The sequence below is a fragment of the Micromonospora echinaurantiaca genome, assembly GCF_900090235.1.
GTDB classification, from domain to species: domain Bacteria; phylum Actinomycetota; class Actinomycetes; order Mycobacteriales; family Micromonosporaceae; genus Micromonospora; species Micromonospora echinaurantiaca.
The window spans coordinates 1,715,970-1,727,345 of sequence record NZ_LT607750.1; the positions used below are offsets into that span (position 1 = coordinate 1,715,970).

At 71.9% G+C, this 11,376-nt stretch carries 16 protein-coding genes; 8 read left to right on the top strand and 8 right to left on the bottom strand.

Going from position 1 to position 11,376, the window contains the following annotated elements; translation table 11 throughout:
- The first annotated feature begins 19 nt into the window (after positions 1–19).
- Together GA0070609_RS07850 and GA0070609_RS07855 are read left to right on the top strand one after the other, a co-directional pair.
- Positions 20–475, top strand: coding sequence for a carboxymuconolactone decarboxylase family protein (locus GA0070609_RS07850; RefSeq protein WP_088993201.1), 456 nt, complete (start codon positions 20–22; stop codon positions 473–475).
- Positions 476–571: 96 nt separating this feature from the next.
- Positions 572–1,036 (top strand): iron chaperone, encoded by a 465-nt coding sequence (locus GA0070609_RS07855; RefSeq protein ID WP_088993202.1) that lies wholly within the window; start codon positions 572–574, stop codon positions 1,034–1,036.
- A 67-nt stretch (positions 1,037–1,103) separates the two neighbouring features.
- Here GA0070609_RS07855 and GA0070609_RS34820 read toward each other — a convergent pair whose 3' ends face one another.
- Positions 1,104–1,859: a PIG-L deacetylase family protein gene (locus tag GA0070609_RS34820; RefSeq protein WP_088997560.1), complete on the bottom strand. Its 756-nt coding sequence runs from the start codon at positions 1,857–1,859 to the stop codon at positions 1,104–1,106.
- Between the two features lie 85 nt (positions 1,860–1,944).
- Here GA0070609_RS34820 and GA0070609_RS07865 point away from each other — a divergent pair, with 85 nt between their 5' ends.
- Positions 1,945–2,844: an alpha/beta hydrolase gene (locus GA0070609_RS07865; RefSeq protein WP_231928576.1), complete on the top strand. Its 900-nt coding sequence runs from the start codon at positions 1,945–1,947 to the stop codon at positions 2,842–2,844.
- 41 nt (positions 2,845–2,885) lie between these two features.
- On the opposite strand, the gene GA0070609_RS07870 is transcribed toward GA0070609_RS07865, so the two are convergent.
- Positions 2,886–3,224, bottom strand: coding sequence for a MerR family transcriptional regulator (locus GA0070609_RS07870; RefSeq protein ID WP_088993203.1), 339 nt, complete (start codon positions 3,222–3,224; stop codon positions 2,886–2,888).
- A gap of 53 nt (positions 3,225–3,277) precedes the next feature.
- Between GA0070609_RS07870 and GA0070609_RS07875 the strand changes: the two genes are divergently transcribed.
- Positions 3,278–3,892: an RBBP9/YdeN family alpha/beta hydrolase gene (locus GA0070609_RS07875; protein WP_088993204.1), complete on the top strand. Its 615-nt coding sequence runs from the start codon at positions 3,278–3,280 to the stop codon at positions 3,890–3,892.
- Positions 3,893–4,014: 122 nt separating this feature from the next.
- On the opposite strand, the gene GA0070609_RS07880 is transcribed toward GA0070609_RS07875, so the two are convergent.
- From GA0070609_RS07880 to GA0070609_RS07890, 3 genes are all read right to left on the bottom strand, one after another.
- Entirely contained in the window at positions 4,015–4,608 is a 594-nt protein-coding gene (locus GA0070609_RS07880; protein WP_088993205.1) for a maleylpyruvate isomerase mycothiol-dependent enzyme family protein, read from the bottom strand.
- Positions 4,609–4,753: 145 nt separating this feature from the next.
- Positions 4,754–5,458: a hypothetical protein gene (locus tag GA0070609_RS07885; protein WP_088997562.1), complete on the bottom strand. Its 705-nt coding sequence runs from the start codon at positions 5,456–5,458 to the stop codon at positions 4,754–4,756.
- A 105-nt stretch (positions 5,459–5,563) separates the two neighbouring features.
- Positions 5,564–6,412, bottom strand: a complete 849-nt coding sequence (locus GA0070609_RS07890; protein ID WP_088993206.1) for a helix-turn-helix transcriptional regulator — start codon at positions 6,410–6,412, stop codon at positions 5,564–5,566.
- A gap of 50 nt (positions 6,413–6,462) precedes the next feature.
- Between GA0070609_RS07890 and GA0070609_RS07895 the strand changes: the two genes are divergently transcribed.
- Positions 6,463–6,885, top strand: coding sequence for a DUF2000 domain-containing protein (locus GA0070609_RS07895; protein WP_088993207.1), 423 nt, complete (start codon positions 6,463–6,465; stop codon positions 6,883–6,885).
- A 36-nt stretch (positions 6,886–6,921) separates the two neighbouring features.
- Here the strand turns inward: GA0070609_RS07895 and GA0070609_RS07900 are convergent, their stop codons facing one another.
- Positions 6,922–7,329, bottom strand: coding sequence for a DUF2267 domain-containing protein (locus GA0070609_RS07900; protein WP_197700229.1), 408 nt, complete (start codon positions 7,327–7,329; stop codon positions 6,922–6,924).
- Between the two features lie 231 nt (positions 7,330–7,560).
- On the opposite strand from GA0070609_RS07900, the gene GA0070609_RS07905 reads away from it, so the two are divergent.
- Both GA0070609_RS07905 and GA0070609_RS07910 read left to right on the top strand, forming a co-directional pair.
- A complete protein-coding gene (locus tag GA0070609_RS07905) occupies positions 7,561–8,004 on the top strand; it encodes an OsmC family protein (RefSeq protein ID WP_088993208.1) in 444 nt (147 codons plus the stop codon).
- A gap of 128 nt (positions 8,005–8,132) precedes the next feature.
- Complete coding sequence (locus GA0070609_RS07910; protein WP_088993209.1) at positions 8,133–8,564, top strand: hypothetical protein; 432 nt, start codon at positions 8,133–8,135, stop codon at positions 8,562–8,564.
- Between the two features lie 147 nt (positions 8,565–8,711).
- On the opposite strand, the gene GA0070609_RS07915 is transcribed toward GA0070609_RS07910, so the two are convergent.
- Both GA0070609_RS07915 and GA0070609_RS07920 read right to left on the bottom strand, forming a co-directional pair.
- Positions 8,712–9,134 (bottom strand): MerR family transcriptional regulator, encoded by a 423-nt coding sequence (locus tag GA0070609_RS07915; RefSeq protein WP_088993210.1) that lies wholly within the window; start codon positions 9,132–9,134, stop codon positions 8,712–8,714.
- The gene (locus GA0070609_RS07920; RefSeq protein WP_088993211.1) at positions 9,134–10,633 is read right to left on the bottom strand and encodes a SulP family inorganic anion transporter; all 1,500 of its coding nucleotides are present in this window, start codon (positions 10,631–10,633) and stop codon (positions 9,134–9,136) included. The genes GA0070609_RS07915 and GA0070609_RS07920 overlap by 1 nt, the downstream gene beginning before the upstream one ends.
- 340 nt (positions 10,634–10,973) lie before the next feature.
- On the opposite strand from GA0070609_RS07920, the gene GA0070609_RS07925 reads away from it, so the two are divergent.
- Positions 10,974–11,375 (top strand): VOC family protein, encoded by a 402-nt coding sequence (locus GA0070609_RS07925; RefSeq protein ID WP_088993212.1) that lies wholly within the window; start codon positions 10,974–10,976, stop codon positions 11,373–11,375.
- Position 11,376 lies beyond the last annotated feature (1 nt).

The following is an 11,376-nucleotide window of genomic DNA, read 5'->3' on the forward strand; positions in this document are numbered from 1 at the left end:
CGACGACGAAGGAGAAGCGATGTCGACCGAGCGCATGCCGAACCCGGCGGTTCTGGTCCCCGAGGCGATGGAGGCCCTGATGGCGGTCAACCGGGCCGTCGCCGGCGTGGGGGTGGACGGCAAGCTGCTGGCCCTGAGCCACCTGCGGGCCAGCCAGATCAACGGCTGCGCCCCCTGTGTCGCCGGGGGCGTCCACCAGGCGCGCCAGGCCGGCGCGAGCGCCGACCAGGTGCACGCCGTCGCCGCCTGGCGGGAGACGCCGTGGTTCAGCGACGAGGAGCGGGCCGCGCTGGCCCTGACCGAGGCCGTGACCCGGCTCGCCGACCGGTCGGACCCGGTGCCGGACCAGGTGTGGGACGTGGCCGCCACGTACTTCGACCAGAAGGAACTGGCCGCGCTGCTGCTCACCATCGCCATGACCAACGCCTTCAACCGGCTCAACGCGCCGACCCGCCAGCAGGCGGGCACGTGGTGATCTGATCACCCGCCGAACAGATCCATGAACCCGGTGGAGTGGGGGCTCCACCGACCAGCACCGCCCGAAGCCACTTACCAGAAAGAGGAAGCCGCGATGTCGACCAGGGCCAAGACCACCACCGCCACCGCCACCGCCAACAAGTACGACGGGTTCACCGACGACGAGCGCAGCGCGATGAAGGAGCGCGCCAAGGAGCTGAAGAGCGCCGCACGGCGGGGCGCCAAGGCCGACCCGGAGACCGACGTGCTCGCCAAGATCGCCGAGATGGCGGAGTCCGACCGGGTGATCGCCGAGCGCCTGCACACCGTGATCAAGGCCAGCGCGCCGGGTCTCACCGCCAAGCTGTGGTACGGCATGCCCGCGTACGCCCGCAACGGCAAGGTGGTCTGCTTCTTTCAGAGCGCTGCCAAGTTCAAGACGCGCTACGCGGTGCTCGGCTTCAGCGACGAGGCGAACCTCGACGAGGGCGTCATGTGGCCGACCTACTTCGCGCTGACCGAGCTGACCGCCGACAGCGAGGCCCGGATCGCCGCGCTCGTGCAGCAGGCGGTGAGCTGAGGTCCGAGCGCTCCGCGGCGGGAGGTCGGACGGGTCTGCCCGACATCCCGCCGCGGACCGGCCGGGCTCAGAGCCAGGGTGGCGGACCCTCGAAGGTGAGCGCGTGCACGTCGAACAGGACCGCCGCCTCGACGCCCAGCGCCGGCCCACCCTGCCGCGCCGCCCAGGTCAGGAACGGCCCGGGTTCCGGGCCGGCGACGCCCAGACCCCTGGTGTACTCGGCGTGCGCGGCCAGCGAGGCGATACCCCGCTGCAACGGCTCGCCGGTGACGTCCACGCCGTGCGTGGGGCGCTCGGCGCCGGCGAAGCAGACGTAGCGTACGCCGCCCCAGGGTGGCAGCCCCTCGTCCACCAGCTCCGGGAAGATCCACCGGTTGCCCGCGTCGCGGGCGGCGTCCAGCGTGGCCAGTCCCACCGCCCGGTGGTCGGCCTGGTTGGTCATGCCGCCCACCATCCGGATGCTGAACGCGCCCGAGACGATGACCTCGGGCCGGTGCCGGCGGATCGCGCGCACGATGTCGCGGCGCAGCTCCGGACCGTACTCGACGACCCCGTCGCGGTGGTCGAGGAACTCCACGACGTCCACGCCGACCTCCCGGGCCGCGGCGCGTTGCTCCTCCTCGCGCAGCGGCCCGGCCTGGTCCGGGTGCATCGCGTCGATGCCCGCCTCACCCCGGGTGGCCAGCAGGTAGGTGACCTGCTTGTCCTGCGCCGTCCAGCGGGCGATCGCCGAGGCCGCGCCGTACTCGATGTCGTCAGGGTGGGCGGCCACCGCGAGGCAGCGCTCCCAGTCCTCCGGCAGTGCCGGTAGCAGCTCCTCCACGGTCCACACGGTAACCGCCGGCGCGCCAAGCCGGCACCGCCCGTGTCGGCACCGTCGACCTCGGCCGAGCAGCGATAATGATCCGGTGGACCCCGACCGGCTGCACCCGCAGGCGCGGGCGGCGATGCACGTCCAGCAGCGTGTCCCGCTCGCCCGGGCGACCCTGCCGGCGGCGCGGCTCAGCATGATCCAGGCGACCCCGGACGAGGTGGGCGGCGGACCGCGGATCCGGTCCGTGGTCACCGTCGACGCCGGCGGAGTCCCCGCCCGCCTCTACCGCGACAGCGATTCCGGCGCGCTGCCGGTGGTCCTGTACGCGCACGGCGGGGGATGGGTGATGGGCAACCTGGACACCCACGACGGGCTGTGCCGGCACCTGGCGGCGGCGTCCGGCTGGGCGGTGCTCTCCGTCGACTACCGGCTCGCCCCGGAGCATCCCCACCCGGCCGCGGTCGACGACATGGCGCGAGCACTCGCCTGGCTACGTGGGCCCGGGGCGGCTCGGTACGGCCTGGACCCGGGCCGGACGGCGGTGGCCGGTGACTCGGTGGGCGGGCACCTCGCGGCGGTGACCGCCCGCCGCGCCCGCGATGCCGGGATCCACCTCGCGGGACAGATCCTCATCTGCCCGGTCCTCGACCCCGCCGCCGACTATCCCGCGCTGGACGAGTACGGCCTGGACCGGGAGGAGATGCGGTTCTTCTGGACCGCGTACGCCCCACCCGGGGTGGACCGGACCCAGCCGGATCTGAACCCGCTGCAAGCCGATCTCGCCGGCCTGCCGCCCGCCGTGCTGATCACCGCCGAGCTCGACCTGTTGGCCGCCGAGGGGGAACGGTACGCCGCCCGGCTGCTGGCGGCCGGCGTCCCTGTCACCGCTGCCCGGTACCAGGGGCTCAACCACAACTTCCCACGGAAGCTGGCCATCTTCGACGCCGCCCACATCGCCCTGGCCCAGCTGGCCGCCGCGTTGCGGCGTTGGTGAGCGGTCGACACCGCATCGGTGCCGAGACAGGTCATGCTGCCTCACTCCAGGTGCGCCGCAAGCTTGCCGACCTGTTCGGACAGTCGGTGCAACTGGTTGCTCAGCTCCTCCCTGCGCCGTTGCAGATGGGCGCGGAGTTCGTCGCACATCTCGAACTCCGGTCGGGGGCCACGAGCGCAGGGAAGGAAGCGGCGGATCGCGTCCGAGTTCAGTCCAGCGTCCAGCAGCGCGGTGATCTGTTGCACGACCAGCGGGGCGTCGTCGGCGTACTCCCGATACCCGTTGGCGCTACGCCTCGCGACGAGCAGCCCCTGTTCCTCGTAGTAACGGAGCGCTCGCCTACTGACCCCGGTCATCGCGGACAGTTGCCCGATGCGCATTCCACCTCTCCCATCTTGACCTTGACGCCGACGTGAGCCCTTACGGTCTCGCTGTGCATACCTCAACCCCACCCAGAACGTCTGATCTTCCCGTCCGGCGGGTTTTCATCGTCCACGGCTACGGGGCGACGCCCGACGACCACTGGTTCCCGTGGCTACACGACCTGCTCACCGCCCACGGCGTCGAGGTCACGGTGGTCCGGCTCCCCGAGCCCGAGGCGCCCTCCGCGACCGATTGGCACAAGGCTGTCAGCACCGCGGTGGACCGGGTCGACGACGAGACCTGGATCGTCGCGCACAGCCTGGGCGCGATCACCGTGCTGCGGCGCCTCGCCGAACTGCCCGCCCCGTGGTCCCTGGGCGGTGCGGTCTTCGTCGCGGGCTTCACCGGCAGACTCGAGGTGCTCCCCGTCCTGGACACCTTCCTCGCCGACGACGTGGACGTCGCCGCTGTCGCGCCGAACATCCGGCACCGCCACGTGATCCATTCCGACGATGACGCCATCGTTCCGCCGAGCGCCTCGGTGGCCCTGGCCGACCGGCTACGGGCAGGTACCCATCTCGTCCGGGGCGCCGGCCACTTCCTGGGCAGCGAGGGCGTCACCACCCTGCCGCTGGTGGCCGAGATCCTCGAGGTGGCTCCAGCGACCACGACGTCGAGGCGCTGAAAGTCGGCGGACGCGGGCGAGCGGTCACGGACGCTGGCCGCTGCCCGTCGGGGCCGCGTGCGCCGCCGGCGTACCCCACCGGCGGCGCAGGCGGCCCGCACCCGGGCCACGCCCCGAACAGGTCATTCGCCCAGCGGGGCCGCGCGCCAGTGCCACTCCGTCAGCCGGGCGCGCCCCGGCAACTCGATGCGGCCGGTGGACCACTTCAGTGCCGCCCATGGGTCCACGCTGGCCAGTTCCTGCGCCGCCTCCGGAAACAGCCGAGCGAGCACCCGGGTGCACACGTCCCGCGGTGGATCGACAGCGAGGCCGAGGCCCTGCGCGATGTCGTCACCGTGCAGCAGCGCTTCCACGCACCCCATCGCGGCGAAGCCCGCCGGATCGGCCTGACCGCTGGGGTGGTAGGCCCGGGCGTCCGGCCCGGACATGCGTACGGTGGCTGCCAGCAGGCGGCCGCCCACCTCGGCGAACTCCAGTACCTCTGCCGGCGAGGCGTCCTGGTCGGCGTTCGCCATGAAGCGCACGAACCGCTTCTCCGGTCGGGCCAGGAGCTGACCGGCGAACGAGATCAGGCAGTCGCCGAGGTGCTCGGCGGTGTGCCAGCAGTCCCACTCCAGACTGCCGGCCCGCGCGGACCACTCGAGCGCGGTCGCTGGTCGCAGGCTGGCAACGACAGTCGACAACGCCGCGTCGAGATCATCGGCGGTGACCACCATGACTTCCTCCAGGTCTTGCCAGGCCGATGCCGCACCGGCATCAGTCAGTGGCAGGCAGCTTGCCCGAAGGGTGTGACGAACTGACCGGCGGCGGCGGCCGGTGCCCCGAGCCGGCCTTGCCGTCGACGGCAGGTGGCGAGGCTGCTCACGCGTCCAGCACGGTGAGCCACTCGGCGGTCCGGGGGCGGTAGCCGTGCCGGTCTACGAGTCCCCGGACGATCGCCGGCACGTGACCGGCGCCGTAGACGACCGCGACGTCGATCCGCTCCGACGAGCGGGTACGGACCAGCTCGGAGAGCGCGGCGAGCAGGCGCTCGTCCCGGTCGCCGGCGAACGTGCGCTCGAAGTGATCGGCGAATTCGCTGTCCTGGTACATCTCGTCCCGCGCGCTGGGCAGGTCGTTCAGCTCGACCTCCGGCGAAAGCAGCCGTCGCGTGCCACCGAAGAACTGGGCGACGGCCACGATCGGCAGGAGGCACCAGAGCTGTAACCGGTATCGCAGCGGCATCGCCCGCCAGCCCTGGGTGAACTCCGCCGTCGTCACGTCCGGGTTGACCACCTCCACGCCGAGCGACCGGTAGGCGATGTTGTCGACCACCAGCCCGGAACGCTTGTTCGCCGGCATGACCCGGTAGGTGAGCGTGATGGCCCAGGCGAGGACCGAGCGCCCCCGGACGCCCTCGACGACGAGCAGGTCGCACCGCCGCAGCCGCTGCGTCACCGCCGCGTAGAACTCCGGGCTCGCGACATGGAGCATGGGGAACAGCACGAACTCCAACTGGCTGCCGGGGCGCCGGAGGCGCAACACCGCAGACCGGGTCCCGATGATGCTGTGCTCGATGATCTGCATGCCGCCACCCACCGTCCGCCGGCACTGCGCTTCACGGTAGGTCCGCGGAACAAGCGGCCACCCTCCCTCCTGGACGAGCAGCTGGGAGGAGCGGGGCCCGGGAGATCAGGAGTACCGCCACCGCCGGTCGTCGACAACGGCGCGCCCGGTCGCGGGAAGGCTCCCGTATCGGGCCGGGCTGACCCCGAGGTGGCGCTTGAAGTGCCGGGTCAGGTGCGACTGGTCGTGGAACCCGGCCTCGGCGGCGACCTCGGCGGGGCGCCGGCCGGCGAGCAGCAGCCGGCGCGCCAGCTCGATGCGGCGGCTGGTCAGGTACGAGTGCGGCGGCAGCCCGTACGTCCGGGTGAACGCCCGGACCAGGTGGGTGGGGTGAGCGTGCAGCAGCCCGGCGGCCTCGCGCAGGGTGACGCCCTCGGCGGTCCGGGCGTCCAGCAGCTCGCGCAGCCGTACGGCGAGGACGTGGGCGGCCGGCTGATCCCCGGTCGGGATGTGCCGGCGTAGGTGCAGGTTGAGCCGTTCCAGGATGAGCGCTAGGCGGCTGTCCGCCTCGAACCCGTCGCCGGGCCGGGCGAGCGCCTGATGGAGCTGGTGGATCCGCCGACGTAGCTGCCGGTCGGGCAGGTTCGGCCGATCGACGGCCGCGCCGGTCGCCGCCGCGTCGAGGACCGACGGGTCGAGGTAGAGGACCCGCTTGCGGAAGCCGTGCCGCGTGGCGGAGCGGCCGTCGTGCGGCACGTGTGGCGGTAGGAGGGTGACCGACGGCCGCAGGGCGCCGTGCCGATGCCGGTCGAGGTCGAAGCGGATCGCGCCGTCATCGACGATCAGCAGCGTCCACACGTCGTGCGTGTGCGCCGGGTACGCGTGGTCGACGAAGTGCGCGTGGAACACTTCGGCGATCCCGGGCACCGCCGGTCGCCAGGCGCTGACGTGCGAACCCGCCGGCCGACTGGCCATGCTAAGAACGTACAAGACGGGGCTCTTCCCGGGCGGGCAGCCTCGAAGCCATGAGTGAGCCGATCCGCTTCGACACCAAGATTGCCGTTCTGATCCGGGACGACCTCGCGGCCTGGCAACGGCTGAACGTCACCGCCTTCCTGGTCAGCGGCGTCGCCGGCGCCGCGCCGGACCTGCTCGGCGAGGAGTACCTCGACGCGGACGGCACCCGCTACCTGCCCATGTTCCGCCAGCCGGTGCTGGTGTTCGCCGGGGATCGGGCCACGTTGGCCAGCGCGCACGGGCGTGCGCTCACTCGCGGCCTGCGCATCTCGATCTTCACCCAGGAGCTCTTCGGCACCGGCAACGACCGGGACAACCGGGCAGCCGTACGGGCGGTGCCCCGGGAGAAGCTCGACCTGGTCGGGTTGGCGCTGCACGGTCCGCGGAGCGCGGTGGACAAGGTGGTCAAGGGGGCCAGCCTGCACCGGTGAGAGCCGACGCCCGAGGGTGAGCCGGAGCGGGGACGGTCAGGCGGGTGGTTTCCCGGCGGGCACCAACTGCCGGATGTCGGTGGGAAGTGCTGCCTGAAGGCGCTCCATGATGCGGCCCTGCGTCGCCTCGCCGACGACTTCGAGCACCACCCGAGCGGCCTGCGCCGCCTGCGGCGGGTCCATTCCCGCCCGATCGGCCACCCGCCCCACGAACTCCTCCCGGTCGAACCGGAGTCCGCCGCTGGGCGACTTCGCCGTCTGCCGCAGGTATTCGCCGATCTCGCGAGGAAGTTCAGCGGCGATGTTCTCGGCCAGTCCGTCCGGCACCCGCTCGCCGAGCGTCTGCAGGGTCGCCCGGATGGCGGACGTCGCCGCACCGATGTCGGCGAGTCGCGCCCTCGCCTGGACCTGGCCCACTAGTTCGTGATGCTGCACGTCGGTCACCTCCCACGTCCGCTTCCCGTCGTACGCCCCGACGCCGTGTCGACGGCGCCGCGGCGTCGGCGGTCAGCGCTCGGCCCCGGGGTTTCGCCTCAGGCCAGCTTGCGTCGCGGATACCCCCGATGCCGGCCCTGACACCACGAGGCGCCCGCCTCCAGCAGGCGGAACGCGGTGATCGCTCAGCCAGGCCGGCCGGTGGCTCGGAGGCCAGCAGGCGTGGGTAGCGTGCGGGTCATGAGTGAGGACACCTTCCGCTCGGTGAACATCGAGCGCACCAGCGTCGGGAAGTACGTCGTGCGGAACGTCCGCGGCGGATCGCTGCCGATGGGTACGGGGGAGGACGGCGACTTCACGCCGGTGGAGCTGCTGCTGGCGGCGATCGGCGGCTGCACCGCGATCGACGTGGACCACATCACCAGCCGGCGCGCCGAGCCGATCCAGTTCTCCGTCGACGTCACCGGCGACAAGATCCGGGACGAGACCGGCGGAAACCGGATGGAGAACCTCCGGGTCGAGTTCACCGTGACGTTCCCGGCGGGCCCGGACGGCGACCGGGCGCGCGAGGCGCTGCCCCGGTCGTTGCAGCAGTCGCACGACCGGCTCTGCACCGTCTCCCGTACCGTCGAACTCGGCACGCCCGTCACCACCGTCGAGGCTGCCGGTCTCACCGGGGACTGAGGTTTCCGGACGCCGTCCTGGCTGGCGGTCGATTTGTCACGCGACCGTCACGCCACCGCGCGGGGGCCGTCATGACGCCGGGCATTCCTGGTGAGAGGAACCTCATCGCCGGGGGCAGGTGAATCATCATGGCCGGCCAGGGCAGGGTACGCCGGGCGGCGATCAGCGCCGGACTGATCCTGGCCGCCCTGTCCTCCGCCGGCTGCACCGGGGACCCGGCGCCACAGCCGTCCCCGCGGACGGCCAGCACGAGTCCGTCGAGCACCCTGGCCCGGGCCGAGATCGGCGCCCGGCTGACCGTCACCGCCGCCGTCGAGCGGGTCGTCGACGACGCCGCCTTCGTGGTCTGGGACGTCGACCTGGCCGACGACTCGCTGCTGGTGCTGACCCGTCAGGTCGTCGAGGCGGCGCCACCGCAACTGGTCACGGTCGAGGGCACCGTCGTCCGGTTCTCGTACCGTGACCTCGTCGGCCGTCCCGGGCTCGGTGACCCGGACGCGTATCGGTCGTTCGAGGGGCAGAAGGCGTTGGCGGCCGACCAGGTGACCGTGTGGCGGTGACCGACCGCGGACCTTCCGCCGTCGACTCCGACCGGCGTCCCGCGCCGGACGTCCAGCGTTGTCGACCGCCGAACAGCGATCGCCCAGTGCCGTCACCCGACGGCGAGCGGGGCCAGCGGCGCGGCCACGCCGGCAGCAGCCTCCCGGTCAGCTCGGGTGGTGGTCGAGCCGGTGGCGCAGCGTGTCGGCGAAGTCCTCGGCGGTGGTGAGCTGCTCGCGGAGCACGTCGACCCGGGCGGCGGCGACGGCGTGGAACATGCCGAGCCGCTCCCGCAGGGCCGGCCGTTCGGCGTCGTCCGCGGTGGACAGCGCGTCGAGGAGGCCGAGCAGCTCGCGCATCTCGTCGAGGGTGAAGCCGAGCGGCTTCATCCGCTTGACCACGACGAGCCGGTCCAGGTCGGTGTCGGTGTAGAGGCGGAAGCCGCCCTCGCTGCGGGCCGACGGGACGATCAGCCCGACCTCCTCGTAGTGCCGGATGGTGCGGATGCTCAGGCCCACCCGGTCGGCGGCCTCTCCGATCTGCATGAGCCGCCCGGTGGCGGGGGCGGACCGGTCGCCGCGACCCGGCATCAGTGGCCTCCGGTCAGGGTGCCGGCGAGGGTGCCGTGGATGGCGGCGCTGGGCTTGTTCAGCTCGACGATCTCGACGCGCTTGCCGCGGGCGGCGTACCTGGTGGTGACCGCGTCGAGGGCGGCGACGGAGGAGGCGTCCCACACGTGGGCGTGGGTCATGTCGATGACCACGTGCTCCGGGTCGTCGGCGTAGTCGAACTGGTAGACGAGGTCGTTGCTGGAGGCGAAGAAGAGCTCACCGTGCACCGAGTAGATGCGGGTGCCGCCGTCGGGGTCGAGGACGCTGGTGACCTCGACCAGGTGGGCGACCCGCCGGGCGAAGATCACCATGGCGGTGAGCACGCCGACGATCACGCCGATCGCGAGGTTGTGGGTGGCGAGCACGGCGCCGACGGTGGTGACCATGACCAGCGTCTCGCCCAGCGGCATCCGCCTGAGCGTGGCGGGGGCGACCGAGTGCCAGTCGAACGTCGACACGGCCACGATGACCATCACGGCCACCAGGGCGGCCATCGGGATGGCGGCGACGACGTCGCCGAGGCTGACCACCAGGATGAGCAGGAACACGCCGGCCAGGAACGTCGACAGGCGGGTGCGGGCGCCGGACACCTTGACGTTGATCATGGTCTGGCCGATCATGGCGCAGCCGCCCATGCCGCCGAAGAAGCCGGTGACGATGTTGGCCACGCCCTGGCCCCACGACTCGCGGGTCTTGTCGGAGTGGGTGTCGGTGATGTCGTCGACCAGCTTGGCGGTCATCAGCGACTCCATCAGGCCGACGAGTGCCACCCCGAGGGCGTAGGGGGCGATGAGGGCGAGGGTGTCGACGGTCCAGGGGATCTGCGGCAGGCCGAGGGTCGGCAGGCTGTCCGGCAGCCGGCCCTGGTCGCCGACGGTGGGCACGCTCATGCTGGCGCCCACGGTGATGACGGTCAGCACGGTGATCGCGACCAGGGGAGCGGGGACGACCCTGGTGAGCCGGGGCAGCCCGACGATGATCGCCAGAGCGAGGGCGACGAGCGGGTAGACCAGCCACGGCACCCCGAGCAGGTGGGGCACCTGCGCGGCGAAGATGAGGATGGCCAGGGCGTTGACGAAACCGACCATCACGCTGCGCGGGACGAACCGCATCAACTTCGCCACCCCGAGCACGGCCAGCAGCACCTGGAACAGCCCGCCGAGGATCACCGCGGCGATCAGGTAGTCCAGCCCGTGCTCCTTCGCCAGCGGTGCGACGACCAGGGCGATCGCGCCCGTGGCGGCGGAGATCATCGCCGGCCGGCCGCCGCAGAAGGCGATCACCACGGCCATGGTGAACGAGGCGAACAGCCCGACCCGGGGGTCCACGCCGGCGAGGATCGAGAAGCTGATCGCCTCGGGGATCAGCGCCAGGGCGACGACCAGGCCGGCGAGCACCTCGGTGCGGAACACCTTCGGCGACAGCCAGGACGGGCGGTTCAGGCGCGGCCGGGTGGCCGCGGACAGCACAGAAGACATACAGCCGTTTCCGTTCGGGGCGTGTGCGCCGAGCGCACACGCGTCGCCCTGCCCGTATCGGCAGGGTGTGGTCGTGCACTTCAGTACCGGTCGGACGTTTCCGGACCGTTTCCGGGCACCGTCGCCCGGGAGATGACCGCCAGGGGCCGTAGCCGCACCTCGACGACCTGCGCCAAACCTACCCTCCGGTGAGGGTAGGGTTCGCCGCTCGTGATGATCATCACCGGTGGTGCCGGCGAGCGGGCGGCGCGCGCCCGAAAGAATCTTGGTCAGGTGTCGTATCGGGCCGGTCGCCGGTCGTCTAGGGGGTGGAAGCGCCAACCGATCAAGGAGCGAGCGTATGAAACCGGTCCTGAACACCCTGGACGTCGTCGTGGCGGACATCGCCGCGTCGATCGCGTTCTACCGCCACCTGGGCCTGGACTTCCAGGTCGATCCCAGCTACGCCGAGCACGCCGGGTGCGACCTGCCCAACGGCCTGCACCTCATGCTCGACGAGGAGAAGTTCACCTCGACGGCCCGCCCCGGCTGGACCCGGGCCGCGGGCAGCCCGCCGATCTTCCTGGCGTTCCAGTTCGACACGCCGACCGAGGTCGACGCCACGTATGCCGAACTCGTCGCCGCCGGATACACCGGCTCCCGGGAACCGTGGGACGCCTTCTGGGGTCACCGCTACGCCACCGTGCTCGATCCCGACGGCAACGGCGTCGATCTGTACTGCCCGCTACCGGGCCGTGGCTGAG